This is a genomic window from Collinsella aerofaciens (assembly GCF_040915425.1).
Classification (GTDB): Bacteria; Actinomycetota; Coriobacteriia; order Coriobacteriales; family Coriobacteriaceae; genus Collinsella; species Collinsella aerofaciens_BW.
In genome coordinates this window covers 1-15,798 of the sequence record NZ_JBCPDN010000052.1, presented here as the reverse complement: position 1 = coordinate 15,798, position 15,798 = coordinate 1, and the positions used below count along the sequence as shown (strand labels likewise).

The following is a 15,798-nucleotide window of genomic DNA, read 5'->3' as shown; positions in this document are numbered from 1 at the left end:
AACAGCTCCACCGCGGCGTTTCTTAGGCTGCCGTCGGGCGCGACGAGGTCGAGCCTTGCCAAGGTGTCCTCCACGCCGGCGAACCCGCCGCCCACGCGTCCGGCCCTGCCGCCGCGCGCGACGAAGTCACGCACCGCCTGCTCGTCGGCGTCGGAGACGGGCCTGCCGGACGGCAGCGAGTCCCACGGGCTACGGGCGCGCTCACGCTTGACGACCATGGCGCTCAGCTCCGAGGCCGACAGCGCTTTGCTCGAAGTCCCCACGCGGGTGAAGTAGCGTCCGTCGGCGGAGTAGGGGGCGTCGGCACCTGAGAAGGCAATTTTGATGTATCGCAGCCCATCATCGGCGTCGAGGCACTCGACCGTCGGGAACACCGCGGGCTCGATCTTGTCGGACACCCACGACGTCACCTGGCGCAGCGTTGCGTCGCTGACATCCTGGCCGATGACATCGCCGTTGTCCTTCACGCCGAAGTAGAGCTCGCCGCGGCCGTGCTTGTTCAGCATGGCGCTGATGCCTTGCATTGCTTCTTTATGCTCGCCAGTGGACTTCTTGAACTCGACGGTCTCGCTCTCGCTGCCCAGGTTCATCCGCGCTGCCTTTCCCGTTCGTTGCTTGTCTCGTTGGATTATACCGTGGTCACCATGGGCGAAAACGTGGAAGCGCGCTTGCTTGCCTCTACCATGTTCTCATGCGCCTTAATGCCCTTTGTGAAGAATCATCCCATTGGGAAACGGGTCCCTATGGAACGATTTTGGTATCAGGCATAGGGGGGCGCTATCGTGGATGTCGTCACCATTGCCTGCGCCCTCGATCCAGAGATGTAATTACAGAAGTGCGGGGAAAAATCGAAAACCTTCGAGCACAACGCGGTTTTTTTGTATCAAAACCGCAGGTCGCGGAAGCCTAAAACGGGGGTCTGGTCAGCATTCCTTTGGTTTTCCCCGCACTTCCGAATTTGGCCTCTCGCCACATCCCGATTACGTCTTAAAGTGGCGCAAAAAGCCGTGTGCTCTGCTTGATTTTGCTCAGGAATTATGCCTGAGGGGTAGTGGATTCGCCTTTCTCCGCCGTGCAGCGGCACGTGTAGGGCTCTCTGGCTCAGGCGCGAGTCGCTTCCCGTCTGAAAAAGTTCTTAAAACAGCTTTAAAGTTGCCTTTGGCCTACATTGACAGCGTACAATACGCATGTTTACCATGGCAAAAGCTAAATTTGGGGAGGGGGAGCGCACGGTGGAAGTGCTGGTTGTTGGCAATACCGCGTATGTCGATGACGACTTTTGTGCCAAGGCGTTTCCCGGTGACCATGTTCAGGTCGTGGCGGCCAACGAGGCGCGCCGCGACGGGTCGTCGCTCCATGCGTCTTGGAAAGAGCTGCTGCAGCACCTGGACCAGGCTTACGAATTCGACCGTGTGGTCTACCTCTCTACCTATCTCACGCCGCATACCGAGGCCGTTGGCGACATTGAGCTGCTGCGCTCCGTCTTTCGAGCTTGCATGGGTCGCCAGATTCAGCTGCTGTTTGTGACTGGTCCCATGGGAGCGGACGGTGCGGTGGACGTTGCGGGGCAAAACGGCAAGGGCATCATTGCCCGTGCGGCCAACGACCTGTGCCGCTACTATGCGGTCCGCGACGGCATTCAGGCCAAGATCTTGCGCGTGCCGTATCTGTACACCGCCTCGCCCACGCTGGAAGACCCGATTTTGACCCCGCTGTTCGAGGCGTGCTCGCAAGGCTCTGCTGTCATGAGGGCTGGGGCGGACTCACCGCTCGGTGCCCTCTGCGCCGAGGAGCTGGCCGTTCTGGTGCGTCGCATCTTCGACAGCTGGGATGCCACATTCGAGGAACTCGAGGTTCCGGATAGCTTTGCCCACACCGTGGGAGACCTGGGCGAGGCGCTCAAGGGCTTGTTCCCGGGGCTCGACATTACCTACGACGGGGACGCCGTCGTCTCCATTGCTCCGAGCGATACCGTCCGCTCGCGCTATGGCTGGTTTCAGCGCTACGACCTGTTGCGCGATCTTTCGACCATTCAAGCGCGTTGGGATGCTGGCCGCGCAAAGAAGGTCAACCCCTTGCGCGCCGCCATCGACCGCATCCAGATGCGCACGCCGCCTATTAAATGCCTGGAGACGGTAGCCGCCTGGGTCCTGTTCGAGGTGCTGGAGCATCTGTTCTCCCAATCTGCCCAGCTCAACGTGCTCGATTATCGCCTACTCTACGTGGTGCTGATCGGCACGCTGTATGGTCTGGACTTTGGCTTGGTCGCGGCGCTGCTGGCTTCGGTGGGCTTGGCAGCGAGCTACTTTACTCAGTACGGCTATACCTTCCAGGGTCTCTTTTACGAGCCGTCTAACTGGCTGCCGTTTATTGCGTACTTTGTTGTGGGTGCCGTGTGCGGCTATGTGCAGCTGCGCAACAGCGAAGCCATTAGGGCGGAGCGCGATCAAAACGAGCTCGTGCGTAATCGCAATACGTTCCTCACACAGCTTTACCACGACGCGATCGAGGACAAGCGCGCGTACAGGCGCCAGATTGTGGGTCGCCACGACAGCTTTGGCAAGATCTTTGCCGTGACGCAGGAGCTCGACGTGCTCAACCCACGCGACATCTATCGCAAGTGCTGCGAGCTTTTGGGCGAGATCCTCGAGAACGATTCGGTGGCGATCTACCATGTTTCGGGCGGGGCATTTGCACGCCTGGTGGCAGCAAGTCCCGCGATTGCCGAAGATGCCGCACGTTCGCTCACGCTTGAGCAGCTTGCCCCTCTTTTGGGCGACGGGGGTCGTTCGAACCTGTGGGTGAACCGCGAGCTGACGCCGGGGCTTCCCATGTTTGGATACGCGATCGAGCGCGACGGGGCACCCGCCGTGTTGATCTTTGTGCGTCGTGCGGCCGAAAACCAAATGACCCTCTATTATCAAAACCTGTTCCGCATCTTGTGCGGCCTGGTCGAAAGCGCGTTGGGCCGTGCCTTTGACTATGAGGCGGTGGCGCAGGATAAACGCTGCGTTGACGGCACGTGCGTGCTCAAGCAGGCTGCCTTTGGCCAAGAGCTTGCGGCGGCGCAGGCGCTGGCAGATAGCAAGATGGGAAGTTTTTTGCTCCTGCGCGTGGTACCGGGCATGGAGCCTGTCGGCGAGCTTGCGGGCGCAATTGGGTCGGCAATCCGCGAGAGCGACGCGGCGGGCTTGGTCGACGGCGACGTGCTCTACCTGCTTATGCGCCAGGCAAAGGCGTGCGATCTGCCCATTATCCGCGAGCGCCTGAGCGCAAAGCATATTGCGGTGGAGCCCGTCGACGGCGAGGACATCGTGGCGCTGTTGCAGCACATCTCTTACACCGGTGACGGTGAGGGGGGTGCCGCTTGATCTCGCTTGTCGTTGCTGCCGTCTTGCTGCTGATTCATGCACTGGTTTGCCTGATGCTGTGGACGCTCATGAAACTGGGCCTGCTGCCGGTGCGCGGGCACATGCTGGCTGTGATAGTGCTGGTGCCGCTGTGGGGCCCGTTGCTGGTGGTTCTGCTATCGGTCCGCAGCGCGGTGTTTGGCGAGGGGCTGAAAGAGTCTGCGCTGGAGTCGCTGCGCTTCAACGACGACCTGCATCGTAGCATGTCGGTACCGAGTGGTGAGGACGATGCAGGCGTAGTGCCGCTCGAGGAGGCGCTCATCGTCAATGACCCGGCATACCGGCGCCGCCTTATGCTCTCCATGCTCACCGAGGAGCCCGACGCGTACCTGGCGCAGCTGCAGGCGGCTAAGCTTAACGACGACGTTGAGGTGGCGCACTATGCCGCGACGGCGGTGGCGCAGATCTCCAAGGAGTCCGACCTTAAACTGCAGCAGCTGGAGCGCGCCTTTAAGACGGACCCGAGCGCGCAAAACCTCATCGAATACTGTGATTTTCTTGGTGAATACTTGGGCTCGGGCTTGGCCGAGGGGCGCGTGGCTCAGATTCAGCGCCAACAGTACGCGCGCCTGCTTGCGCGTCGCTGCGAGCGCGAGGATACCCTTGAGCTGCGCATTCGATACGCGACGGCGCTGGCCGATGTCGGACAGATCGACGAGGCGCAGGCCGTGACCGACCAGCTGGTGTTCGACGTGCCCGAGGAGCAGGAGGTTTGGATGCTTTGCCTGCGCCTGGCCGTGATGCGCCGCGATGGTGACGAGGTTCACCGCGTGATCGATGCGATTGACAGGCAGCATGTCTATTTGAGCGCCGACAACCGCGAACAGTTGGCGTTTTGGCGTGACGGGGAGGAGGCCAGATGAGTGTGGCGCAACATATCCGCGACCGAGCAGGCCGCTTTCGTTGGATGGGACTCCTCGTGGTGTGGGCTGTTTTTATCGTCATGGCCGCCGTGCTGCTGGTGGAGCGTGCCGGCGTGCAGTACAGTGCGGGCCAGCATAAGCTGGGGATGCTTGCCGCCAACGATGCGGTGCCGGCCTCCTTGGCAATCTTTGGCCAAAAGCCCACGTGCCTGGTCATTACCGATTCCGATCAAGCTGGCGTCGAGGACGTAAAGGAACAGTTCGACCAGATCCTGCTCGACATGAAGATCGCGCACCGCGACGTGGACCTTGCCCTGGATGGTGCGGATGCCATTCCCTCGCTGACCTCCTTCGATCGCGTGATTTTGCTCATGCCGTCGCTCGATGGGCTCGGTACGCACCTGAGCGACATTATGAGTTGGGTGAGTGCCGGCGGTTCGCTTATGCTCGCCATGCCGCCGGATAACTCGAGCTATCTGCAAGTGATTGCCTCCAAGCTTGGCATTGAATCGGCCGGATATGACTATGTAAAAGCCGAAAGCATTGTGCCGAGTGAGGACTTTATGCTGGGTGGAGGAGAGCGCTACGAGCTCTCGGACCCCTTCGATTCTTCGCTCTCGGTTTCATTGCGCGAGACGGCGCACGTATGGGTAAAGACCGGTGACACGGGCACGCCGCTCATTTGGTCTAACGATTGCGGCAGTGGTCACACCGTGGTGTGCAACATTGGCATCTACGACAAGGTCATGCGTGGGTTCTATGCTTCGGCCATAAGCCTGCTGGGTGATGCCACGGCCTATCCGGTCATCAACGGCGCCGTGTTCTATTTGGACGACTTTCCTAGCCCCGTGCCCTCGGGCGATGGAACTTATATCAAGCGTGACTACGGCCTTTCCGTTGCCGATTTTTACACCAAGGTCTGGTGGCCCGATCTTCAAAAGCTCGCGCAAAAATACGGCATTCGCTATACTGGCGTGATGATCGAAAACTACGAGGACGCGGTCAACCAGACCGAGCCCGCGCGACAGGCCGATACCACGCAGTTCCGCTACTTTGGCGGCATGCTGCTGCAGATGGGCGGAGAGCTGGGCTTTCACGGCTACAACCATCAGCCTCTGGCGCTCTGGGACACCGACTACGGCACGCTGTACGTCTACAAGACCTGGAAGAACAAAGAGACGCTTGTCGCTTCACTCAACGAACTTATCGCGTTTCAGGACGAGGTCCTGCCCAACGCGCACGGCTCGGTCTACGTGCCGCCGTCAAATATCCTTTCGGCCCGCGCGCGCCAGCTTATCGGCACCGACGTTCCGCGTATTAAGACCATCGCCAGCACGTATTTTGAGGATGGCACCGACCTGCCGTACGTGCAGGAGTTTGGCGTGGCGAGCGATGGCATTGTGGAGCAGCCGCGCATTGTCTCGGGCGGCATGGTCGACGATTCCTATATGCGCCTGGCAGCCGTGTCCGAGCTCAACATGCACTACGTGAGCACGCACTTTATGCACCCGGACGACCTTTTGGACCCCGATCGCGGAGCCAAGGAGGGCTGGGAGGTCTACAAGGGCGGCCTGGTCGACTTCCTGGAGTGGCTTACCAAATCCGCGCCCGACCTGCGGCACCAGACGGCGTCTGAGTGCTCCGGTGCCATCCAGCGTTTTTCGTCCGTGACGGTGAGTGTGGATGCCAGCGCGGATGCCTGGACGCTCAGCCTGGGCAATTTCCACGACGAGGCGTGGCTCATGTTCCGCGCCAATAATGGCGAGCCGGGTGCGGTGACGGGTGGCGAACTGACGCACCTTACGGGCAATCTGTATCTGCTCAAGGCAAATGATAAGACCGTGACGATCGAGCGCATGGAGGGTGGCGATAAATGAGAATCTGCTTGGTACTCGAGGGTTGCTACCCCTATGTGCACGGCGGCGTATCTACCTGGATGCATGGCTACATTACGGCCATGCCCGAGCACGAGTTTGTGCTGTGGGTGATCGGCGCGCATGCTGCCGACCGTGGCAAGTTTGTCTACGAGCTGCCCGGCAACGTGGTCGAGGTGCACGAGTTGTTCTTGGACGATGCCCTGCGGCTTTCGGGCGAGCAACATGAAGCCAGTTTTAACGACCGTGAGCGCGAGGCGCTACGCCGTCTGGTGTCGCTCTCCAATCCGGACTGGGACGTGTTATTCGATATCTTCCACCGCCGTCGCGTGCATCCGCTCTCGTTTTTGCAGAGCCGAACGTTTATGGATATCTTTCGCGACGTGTGCCTGGCCGAGTATCCCTACACGCCCTTTGCCGATGCATTCCACACCATGCGCTCCATGTTGCTGCCCGTGCTCTACCTGTTGGGCAGCGAGGTGCCGGTGGCCGATGTGTACCATGCCATCTCGACCGGCTACGGTGGCCTGCTCGCCTGCCTGGGCTCAAGCGTTCACCATGCGCCGGTGCTGCTGACCGAGCATGGCATCTATACCCGCGAGCGCGAGGAAGAGATCATTCGCGCCGATTGGGTGGTGCCGTCGTTTAAGGACCGCTGGATTCGCTTTTTCTACCTGCTTTCGGAGGAGATCTACCGCCGCGCCTTCCGCGTGACGAGTTTGTTCCATAACGCCCGCAAGACGCAGATTGATATGGGCTGCGATGCGGACAAATGCCTGGTCATCCCCAACGGCATCCAGTTCGATCGCTTTAAGGATATTCCCTTAAAGCCAGATGACGGCTGGGTGGACATTGGCGCGGTGGTGCGCCTGGCGCCCATCAAGGACGTCAAGACTATGAGTTATGCCTTCTTTGAGCTGCACGAGCGCCTGCCTAAGGTGCGCCTGCACATCATGGGCGGCGTGGATGACGAGGAGTACGGCGCCGAGTGCCACGCGCTGGTCGAAACCCTGGGCGTGCGCGACCTGATCTTTACCGGCCGCGTCAACGTGGTCGAGTACATGGAAAAGCTCGACTTTACCATTTTAACGAGCATCTCCGAAGGTCAGCCGCTCAGCGTGCTGGAGTCGCTTGCCGCGCGTCGTCCCTGCGTGACGACCGAGGTGGGCTGCTGTCGCGAGCTTCTCGAAGGCGCCCCGGGCGACGACTTTGGCGTGGCGGGTTTTGTGACGCCGCCTATGTATCGCAAGGGCTTGGCCGATGCCATGGAACGCATGTGCACAAGCCGCGCTCGTCGCATTGAGATGGGGGAGTGCGGCCAGCGTCGCGTTGCCACGTACTTCTTGCACGAGCAGATGCTCGCCAACTATCGCGCGCTGTACGACGAGACGGCGCAAGCGTTTGACCTGCCCAGAGAGGGGGAGTAGCCGGTGGCCGGAATCGGTTTTGAGCTCAAGCGCCTGTTTAGGCGCAAGGGCCTGTTTGCCACGATGCGCGCCTATGGCTACGCCGGCATTGTGTGTACGGGCCCCATGCTGCTGGGCGTGCTGCTCCAGGTGGGTATCTTGGTGCTGTTCGGTCTGTGGGGTGTGGGCCGTGCCAACCAAGATCTGCTGGTGTGCATGGTGACCTATACGCTGCTGGCGTCGCTCACGCTCACGAGTTTTTTCTCTATGCCGGTCACGCGCTTTTTGGCCGATATGCTTTTTGCCGAGCGCGAGGATGAGATTCTGCCTTCATTTTGGGGATCTAATGCCATCATGCTCGTTGTGGGCACAGTGCTCTACGGCGTCTTTCTGCTGTTCTCGGGCGCCACGCTGCTGCAGGGGCTGCTGTGCCTGTGGCTGTTCAACATTATGATCGTCAACTGGAACGGCATGAGTTACCTCACGGCCATCAAGGATTATCGCGGTATCCTGTGCAGCTTTGCGGCTGCCATTGGCGTGGCGTGCCTGTGCGCCCTGGCCGCGCTGGCGCTGGGACTGCCGCCGGTCGAGGGCCTGTTGGCATCAATTGCTCTGGGCTACGGCGTCATGCTCGCCTGGGACGTGGTGCTGCTGTACCGGTATTTTCCGCAGAGCGATCGCAGCCCCTGGCTCTATTTACGGTGGCTTGATCAGTTTATGCCGTTGGCGCTCACGGGCTTGTTTACCAACCTGGGCCTCTTTGCGCACTTGGTGATAATTTGGGCCGGTCCCATTGGCGTGCAGGTCAAGGGCTTGTTTTATGGTGCGCCCTACCACGATGTTCCGGCGCTCATCGCGTTTTTGACGATCCTGGTCACGTCCGTCAACTTTGTGGTCTCGGTCGAGGTCAACTTTTATCCGCGCTACCGCGACTACTACAGCCTGTTCAACGACGGCGGCGTGGTGGGCGATATTGTGGTCGCCGAGGAGGAAATGCTTGCCACGCTCAACCGAGAACTGCGCTTTTGTGCGCTCAAGCAACTGTTTGTGACAGCGGCGGTCATCTCGCTCGAGACCACGGTGCTGTCGGCCCTACCGTTGGGCTTTAACAACCTGATGCACGGGTATTTCCGCACGTTATGCGTGGGCTATGGCCTGTATGCCGTGGGCAATACGTTGTTGCTCATCTTGCTGTACTTTACCGACTACAAGGGGGCCGTGCTGGCCTCGGGACTGTTTGCCGGTGTGGCCGGGCTGGCGACTGCCGTGTCGTTGCTTTTGTCGCAGCAGTTTTACGGCTTTGGCTTTTTGTTGGGTGCGGCGGTGTTTTTTATCGTGGCGCTGCTGCGGCTCGATACCTATACCGCCAACTTGCCGTATCGTATCCTGAGCCAGCAGCCTATTGTGGCTACTGACAAGACGGGCTGGTTTACCGAACTTGGCCGGGTGCTCGACCGTGTTGAGCAACGCTACGAGGACAAGCGCGTGGGCGGTGAGCCGCGCAGTGCGTTTGAACGTATGGTGGTTCGCCTGTACCAAAAACATTGGGGAGGTTCTGATGATCGATAAGTTGATGTCTCGCCGCTGCCTGATCGAGGCGGCTGCCGGCGCGCTGTTGCTTTCGGGCTGCTCGTCTCAGGACGAATCCTCGACTAAAAAGGTCAAAAAGCAGGACAAGATTAAAAAGGCCGAGGCCTCCGACCAGTCCAAGCACCTGCGCGATAAGGACGAGCTGTACGAGGTCTACGACGACTCGGGCATTGTGACCATGTACCTGACGGTCTCGCGCGGTAACAGCTCCGAGAACACCGACCACAGCTGGGCCGAGATCAATACGTACTCGGTGTATGACTATGCCGACATGGGCGTGACGCGCTATCAGGTTATGGGCCTGCTGCAGCCGGGCGACGAAGACGGCCCGGTGGCCGGCGAGGTTGGCTATGGCGAGGAAGCGCCCAATGCTACCGTGCAGGTGCGTGGCCAGACGTCGAGCGGTTATACGCAGAAGAATTACAAGGTGGAGCTCAAAAAAGGAAAAGGTACCTGGCGCCAGCAGCGTGCGATTGCGCTCAACAAGCACATGGGCGAGGGTATGCGTTTTCGCAACAAGATGGCCTACGATCTTATCCGCGGGATTCCCCAGATGATGGGCCTGCGCACGCAGTTTGTGCATCTGTGGGTGTGCGACCAGACCGAAAAGTCCAACGATACCTTTGAGGACTACGGCCTGTTTACGCAGGTGGAGCAGCTCAATAAGACGGCGCTTAAGGCGCACGGCTTGGATAAGAGCGGGCACCTGTACAAGGTGAACAGCTTTGATTTCCATCGCTACGAGGACACCATTAAGCTTGCCGATGATCCCGACTATAACCAGGCAAACTTTGAGGGCATGCTCGAGATTAAGGGCGATACGGACCACACCAAGCTCATCGAGATGCTCGATGCGCTCAACGACGAATCGCAAAAGATAGATAACGTGCTCGACACCTACTTTGATACCGAGAACCTGGTCTATTGGCTGGCGTTTCAGATCCTTACGGGCAACTGCGATACGCAGAACCGCAACTGTTATCTGTACAGCCCGCTCAACTCAAATACCTGGTACTTTTTGGATTGGGACAACGACGGCATGCTGCGCAAGCTGGAACTTTCTCTTACCGGGTTTTCGGACTACGCGAGCTGGGAGCGCGGCGCAAGCAACTACTGGGGCAACGTGCTGTTTAACCGCGCGTTGCGCAGCAAGGCGTTCCGCGGTGAGCTCGATCGCGCCGTCAAGGACCTGCGTACGTATTTGACCGAGACGTGCCTGACCAAGATGATCAAGCATTATCGCGAGGTTACCGAATCGCTAGTCTTTGCTTCGCCCGATATCGATAATCTGCCTGTCACCAAGGACCAATATGAGCAGATCGCCGCGGCGATTCCCTCCGAGATCGAGGAGAACTACAAGAGCTTTCGCGAGAGTTTTAAAAAGCCCATGCCTTTCTACATCGGCGTGCCGCAGATCGATAACGGCAAGCTGCGCATTAACTGGGATGCGTCCTACGATTTTGAGGCGCGCGACATTCGCTACACCGTTGAGCTTGCGCGCGACTATGCCATAAGCGACGTGGTCTTTAAGGCCGAGGATGTGCTGCTTCCCGAGGTGACCTGCGATGCGCCCGATACCGGCCAGTATTTTGTGCGCGTGCGTGCCACCAACTCCGACGGCTATACGCAAGATGCGTTTGACTACTATGTGACCGACGACGGCAAGCACTACGGCATGAAGTGTTTTTACGTGCAAGACGGCGGTAAGGTCGTGGAGGATACGTATGAGGAGGGCTAGCGCGCTGCTTGAGCGCCTGGCGGCACCGCCTGTGCGTGCCACGCAGGAGCGTTACCGCCACGAGCTCAAATATCTCATTAACGAGGGCGAGCACGCCGCGCTTGCCTGTCGCATGGCGCCTGTATTTAAGCTAGACAAACATGCGCGGGCGGGCGGTTACACCATTCGCAGCCTGTATTTTGACGACTACTGCAACTCGGCCTACGAGGAAAAAGACGCCGGCATTCTCATGCGCAAAAAGTATCGCGTACGCATCTATAACGGCAGCGACAAGGTGATTAAGCTCGAGCGCAAAAAGAAGTACGGTAGCTGGATCTATAAGGAGGACGCGCCGCTCACACGTGGCGAGTTTGAGCAGATTCTGGCTGGCGACTACGGCTTTTTGCTGAGGAGCCCTTATCCGCTCTGTCGCGAGTTCTACATCGAGTGCATCTGCAACATGATGCGCCCACGGACCATTGTGGACTACGAGCGCGAGCCGTGGGTGATGGACGAGGGCACCGTGCGCATTACGTTTGACATGAATGTGCGTGCCGCGGTGGGAAGCTTCGATATCTTTGACGTGACGCTGCCCGCGTTGCCGGTCCTGGAGCCCGGTAAGCTGGTGATGGAGGTCAAGTTTACGGAGTTTTGCCCGCAGCTGGTGCGCGATATGGTGCCGCCGGGCGCGGCCGAACTCACGGCGGTCTCTAAGTACTGCCTGTGTTATGACAAGACCGCCTACCTGCGCGGATTTAATTACTGGGAATCGGATTTTGGGAACCGAGGGGATATTTAGACCATGAGCACCAGGGACTTTTTTAAGAACTCCGTCTTGGAGGCGTTCGGTCAGGTCGACCCTGCCAAGATTGGCCTTTCGCTGCTCGTGGCGCTCGCCATGGGCATCCTGATCTATTACGTGTACAAGCGCTTTTTTACCGGCGTGGTGTATTCGCGTAGCTTTGCCGTGACGCTCGTGGGCATGTGCGTGCTCACCTGCATGGTCACGCTCGCGATCTCGACGAACGTGGTCATCTCGCTCGGTATGGTCGGTGCTCTGTCCATCGTCCGCTACCGTACGGCGGTCAAGGACCCGCTCGACCTGCTGTATCTGTTTTGGGCCATTACCACGGGCATTACGGCAGGCGCCGGCATGTATGCGCTCGTGGGGCTTACGGCAGTGGTGATCGTGGTGATGATCGCCGGCTTTGCGAGCCACCAGGACAAGGCGCGCGTGTACATGATGGTCATCCACTACACGGGCCAGACCACCGGCGACGATATCGTGCGCGCGTTTGGGCGCACCAAGTTCACCGTCAAGTCTAAGACGATGCGCGGCGACAAAGTCGAGATGGCCGTCGAGCTCTTCTCGGACGGCGTTGACATGCCCTATGCGGACGCTATTCGCGCGCTTGACGGCGTGGAGGACCTCACACTCATCCAGTACAACGGCGAATACCACGGCTAATTATGTTCCGGCGTTTTAACAAACGCCGGACCGCTCGACGCTGCGCGGGCATCTGCCGGGCGATCTGCCGCTCAAACCGTCGCTCGCGTACATAAAGTACGCTTCGCTCCTCTTTCGCGGCACCTCGCCACGGCAGTTGCCCGCTCGCTGACGTTTGCTCGACCTGGGTGGGCCGATTTTGTTCGGATGCCGTCTTCACGGGTATTATGGTGAAAGCGATTTCAATGACAGGGGTGCTCGTGGTAAAGATGAAAGATGTGGCCGAGTTGGCCGGCGTTTCGAGCGCCGCCGTCTCGCGCTACCTCAACGGCGGATATATCTCGGCGGACAAGGCCCAGCGCATTAAGCAGGCGATTGAACTGACCGGATACGTGCGGTCCAGTCAGGCTCGCGCGCTGCGCACCGGCTCCACCAAGCTCATCGGCGTCATCGTGCCCAAGATCAACTCGGAATCCGTGAGCCGCATTACCGCCGGCATTGGCCAGGTGCTCGGTCGCCGTGGCTACCAGATGCTGCTTGCCAATACCGATAATGCGGCCGATCGCGAGCTCGAATACCTCGATTTATTCCAAAACCATCCGGTTGACGGCATTGTGCTGGTGGCAACCATGATCACCGACGAGCACCGTCGCGCGATTGACTCGTGCCGTGTGCCCATTGTGCTGATCGGTCAACATGTCGAGGGCGCGGCGTGCGTGTATCACGACGATTACGAGGCCGCTTTTGAGCTGGGCCATGCGCTTGCGGGTCGCGTGGACGGCAAGATCGCTTACATTGGGGTTACCGAGGAGGACCGCGCGGCTGGTTATGACCGCCGTCGCGGTTTTGAGGCCGGCTTGCGCGCCGCGGGTAACCCGCTCGATGCCGCCTTGATTCGTCTGGGCTCGTTTACGCTCGACTCGGGCTATGGTGCGGCGCGTGAACTGCTTTCTGCCGCTCCCGATGTTTCGTTTATCGCGTGCGCGACCGATACCATGGCGGCGGGCGCGCTTCGTGCCATCGATGAGGTTCGCGGCGTGGGCGAGGGCATGCATCGCGTAAGCGGTTTTGGCGACAACGCGTTTTTGCGCGCGCTGACGGGCGGCATTCCCACCGTGCATTATGGCTACCTGACCAGTGGCGTCGAGGCGACCAATATGCTGATCAACACGCTCGATGGCGTGGAGGGGGAGAGCGGTCTAAAGACGCTCAAGCTCGGCCATCAGCTTATGAATGTCTAGGCCTTGGACGTCTGCCTGCCTCTGAGTCGTCTGTTTTTGCCTTAAAACTACCATTCGCCGGCCTATTCCTACCGTTCACCCTAAAGTGAAAACGATTACAGACATATGAAAATGAAATCGTTTACAGTGTAAGTATCAAAGATGGCCGGGTGTACATGCGCCCGTTGGAGGAAAGGGAAGTCATGGACTACCGTAAATCAGCCCAAGAGGTGCTCGACAACGTCGGAGGCGCCGGCAACGTTGTTTCGGCCGCACACTGCGCCACGCGTCTGCGCCTGGTGATTGCCGATAACGCCAAGGTCGACACGGAGGCCCTCGAGAATATCGACGGCGCCAAGGGCGTCTTTGAGGCCCAAGGCCAGCTCCAGATTATTTTTGGCACTGGCACCGTCAACAAGGTCTACGACGAGTTCATTGCGGTCAGCGGCGTCGAGGCTGCCACCAAGGCCGAGGTCAAGGAGGCCGCGGCGCAGCAGCAGAACATCTTTATGCGTGCCATTAAGGTGCTCGGCGACGTCTTTGTCCCCATCATCCCCGCCATCGTGGCTTCGGGCTTGCTGCTGGGCATTATGAGCGCCCTCAACTTTATGGCCTCCAACGGCTTTATCGCGCTCGACACCAATAACTTTATCTACAAGATCGCCGACCTGGTCTCGGGCACGTCCTTCGGCATTCTGCAGATCCTGATCGGCTACTCCGCCGCAAAGGCCTTTGGCGCCAACCCGTATCTGGGTGCCGTCGTCGGCGGTGCGTTCATCAACTCCTCGCTGCAGAGCGCCTACACGGTTGCCTCCGAGGGCGTGCAGACCATGGTCACCGTCATTCCCGGCGTGTACAGCTTTGAGTGGGTCGGCTATCAGGGGCATGTGATCCCCATCGTTATCGCCTGCGCCATTCTCGCCTTCCTCGAGAAGCGTCTGCACAAGATCGTTCCCGAGATGTTTGACCTCTTTGTGACCCCGCTCGTCTCGGTGTTCGTGACCGTGCTCGTGACGCTCGTTGCCGTCGGCCCCATCTTTGTCTGGGCCGAGAACGCCATCCTCGGTCTGATCCAGGCCCTGCTGACCCTGCCCTTCGGCATCGGTTCCTTTATCGTCGGCCTGTTCTATGCCCCCACGGTCGTTACCGGTATCCACCAGATGTACACCGCCATCGACCTGGGCCAGCTCGCCCAGTACGGCGTGACCTATTGGCTGCCCATCGCCAGCGCCGCCAACATCGCTCAGGGTGGTGCCGCGCTCGCCGTTGCCTTTAAGACCCGCGATGCCAAGATCAAGGGACTGGCGCTTCCTTCGGCCCTGTCCGCCTTCATGGGCATTACCGAGCCTGCCATCTTTGGTGTGAACCTGCGCTTCTTTAAGCCCTTCATCGCCGGCTGCATCGGCGGCGGTTGCGGTGCCCTGGTCTGCGCGCTCACTTCGCTGGCTGCCTCCGGCACGGGCGTTACCGGTATCTTCGGTATCCTGCTGTGCCTGGCCCAGCCCGTGCAGTACGCGATCATGTTTGCGGTCGCCGCGCTGGTTTCCTTTGCTATCTCGTTTGTCCTGTACAAGGACGAGCCCAAGGCTTCCGAGCAGGCCTAAGAGCTTTTGATTGAGGGGATGCCCGCGGGTCGTATGCTCGCGGGCGTTTCTCGTATCTGGTGCCGATCTCTGGTGCCTTGTTGCTTTCGATCCGTTAGGACTTTGATATGTCTAATGCACTTGGTCGCGACCTTGCAAAGCTGGTCGCCGCTGTTGACGCCGCCGCCTCTGAGTGCGGCCATGGCGCGTATGGCCAGCGCTTCCATATAATGCCGCCGGCGGGCTGGCTCAACGACCCCAACGGTCTTTGCCAGGCAGGCGGCGTGTTCCATGCCTATTTTCAGTATGCGCCGTTTGATGTCGAGGGTGGCGTTAAGGCCTGGGGCCATGCGACGAGCCGCGACCTTATGACGTGGGACTATGTTGGCGCTCCGTTGCTGCCCGACGAGCCGTTCGATTGCCACGGTGTGTATTCGGGCTCCGCGCTTGCCGAGGACGGTCGCATTCGCGTGCTCTATACGGGCAACGTTAAGCTTCCCGATGCGGACGGCACGTACGACTACGTCAATACCGGCCGCCGCGCCGATACTGTTTATGTCGAGAGCGTTGATGGCCTTGCCGGTCGGGAGTTCAGCCAAAAGCGCGTGGTGCTGGCGTCCGAGGATTATCCCGAGGATTTGACCTGCCACGTGCGTGACCCCAAGGTGTGGCGCGATGATGATGGGCG

The 15,798-nt window shown here is 59.6% G+C and carries 12 protein-coding genes; 11 read left to right on the top strand and 1 reads right to left on the bottom strand.

Features of this window, described 5'->3' with window-relative positions; genetic code table 11:
* Positions 1-590, bottom strand: a 590-nt coding sequence (locus AB5164_RS07750) for an AlbA family DNA-binding domain-containing protein (protein ID WP_368147949.1), incomplete at its 3' end; no start/stop codon positions are given.
* Positions 591-1,196: 606 nt separating this feature from the next.
* On the opposite strand from AB5164_RS07750, the gene AB5164_RS07745 reads away from it, so the two are divergent.
* From AB5164_RS07745 to AB5164_RS07695, 11 genes are all read left to right on the top strand, one after another.
* Positions 1,197-3,371: a DUF4118 domain-containing protein gene (locus AB5164_RS07745; RefSeq protein WP_368147946.1), complete on the top strand. Its 2,175-nt coding sequence runs from the start codon at positions 1,197-1,199 to the stop codon at positions 3,369-3,371.
* Positions 3,368-4,273 (top strand): hypothetical protein, encoded by a 906-nt coding sequence (locus AB5164_RS07740; RefSeq protein WP_349128022.1) that lies wholly within the window; start codon positions 3,368-3,370, stop codon positions 4,271-4,273. The genes AB5164_RS07745 and AB5164_RS07740 overlap by 4 nt, the downstream gene beginning before the upstream one ends.
* Positions 4,270-6,150 carry a DUF2194 domain-containing protein gene (locus tag AB5164_RS07735; protein WP_368142348.1) on the top strand — a complete coding sequence of 627 codons (1,881 nt, stop codon included), beginning with the start codon at positions 4,270-4,272 and terminating at the stop codon, positions 6,148-6,150. The genes AB5164_RS07740 and AB5164_RS07735 overlap by 4 nt, the downstream gene beginning before the upstream one ends.
* A complete protein-coding gene (gene pelF / locus AB5164_RS07730) occupies positions 6,147-7,574 on the top strand; it encodes a GT4 family glycosyltransferase PelF (RefSeq protein ID WP_368142347.1) in 1,428 nt (475 codons plus the stop codon). The genes AB5164_RS07735 and pelF overlap by 4 nt, the downstream gene beginning before the upstream one ends.
* Positions 7,575-7,577: 3 nt before the next feature.
* The gene (pelG, locus tag AB5164_RS07725; protein WP_368142346.1) at positions 7,578-9,122 is read left to right on the top strand and encodes an exopolysaccharide Pel transporter PelG; all 1,545 of its coding nucleotides are present in this window, start codon (positions 7,578-7,580) and stop codon (positions 9,120-9,122) included.
* Positions 9,112-10,881, top strand: a complete 1,770-nt coding sequence (locus AB5164_RS07720; protein WP_368142345.1) for a CotH kinase family protein — start codon at positions 9,112-9,114, stop codon at positions 10,879-10,881. The genes pelG and AB5164_RS07720 overlap by 11 nt, the downstream gene beginning before the upstream one ends.
* On the top strand, positions 10,868-11,659 hold the full coding sequence (locus tag AB5164_RS07715; protein ID WP_117774279.1) for a polyphosphate polymerase domain-containing protein: 792 nt from the start codon (positions 10,868-10,870) through the stop codon (positions 11,657-11,659). The genes AB5164_RS07720 and AB5164_RS07715 overlap by 14 nt, the downstream gene beginning before the upstream one ends.
* Positions 11,660-11,662: 3 nt before the next feature.
* Positions 11,663-12,328, top strand: a complete 666-nt coding sequence (locus tag AB5164_RS07710; protein WP_117745996.1) for a DUF4956 domain-containing protein — start codon at positions 11,663-11,665, stop codon at positions 12,326-12,328.
* Between the two features lie 248 nt (positions 12,329-12,576).
* The gene (locus tag AB5164_RS07705) at positions 12,577-13,548 is read left to right on the top strand and encodes a LacI family DNA-binding transcriptional regulator (RefSeq protein ID WP_343001461.1); all 972 of its coding nucleotides are present in this window, start codon (positions 12,577-12,579) and stop codon (positions 13,546-13,548) included.
* A 182-nt stretch (positions 13,549-13,730) separates the two neighbouring features.
* Positions 13,731-15,131: a PTS transporter subunit EIIC gene (locus tag AB5164_RS07700; RefSeq protein WP_347479359.1), complete on the top strand. Its 1,401-nt coding sequence runs from the start codon at positions 13,731-13,733 to the stop codon at positions 15,129-15,131.
* Positions 15,132-15,238: 107 nt separating this feature from the next.
* The coding region (locus AB5164_RS07695) for a glycoside hydrolase family protein (RefSeq protein WP_497197416.1) at positions 15,239-15,798 on the top strand (560 nt) is incomplete at its 3' end.

Coding starts and splice junctions, on each gene's coding strand:
- AB5164_RS07745 (WP_368147946.1), top strand. CDS start 1,197: ATGGCAAAAGCTAAATTTGGGGAGGGGGAGCGCACGGTGGAAGTGCTG.
- AB5164_RS07735 (WP_368142348.1), top strand. CDS start 4,270: ATGAGTGTGGCGCAACATATCCGCGACCGAGCAGGCCGCTTTCGTTGG.
- pelF (WP_368142347.1), top strand. CDS start 6,147: ATGAGAATCTGCTTGGTACTCGAGGGTTGCTACCCCTATGTGCACGGC.
- AB5164_RS07720 (WP_368142345.1), top strand. CDS start 9,112: ATGATCGATAAGTTGATGTCTCGCCGCTGCCTGATCGAGGCGGCTGCC.
- AB5164_RS07715 (WP_117774279.1), top strand. CDS start 10,868: ATGAGGAGGGCTAGCGCGCTGCTTGAGCGCCTGGCGGCACCGCCTGTG.
- AB5164_RS07710 (WP_117745996.1), top strand. CDS start 11,663: ATGAGCACCAGGGACTTTTTTAAGAACTCCGTCTTGGAGGCGTTCGGT.
- AB5164_RS07705 (WP_343001461.1), top strand. CDS start 12,577: ATGAAAGATGTGGCCGAGTTGGCCGGCGTTTCGAGCGCCGCCGTCTCG.
- AB5164_RS07700 (WP_347479359.1), top strand. CDS start 13,731: ATGGACTACCGTAAATCAGCCCAAGAGGTGCTCGACAACGTCGGAGGC.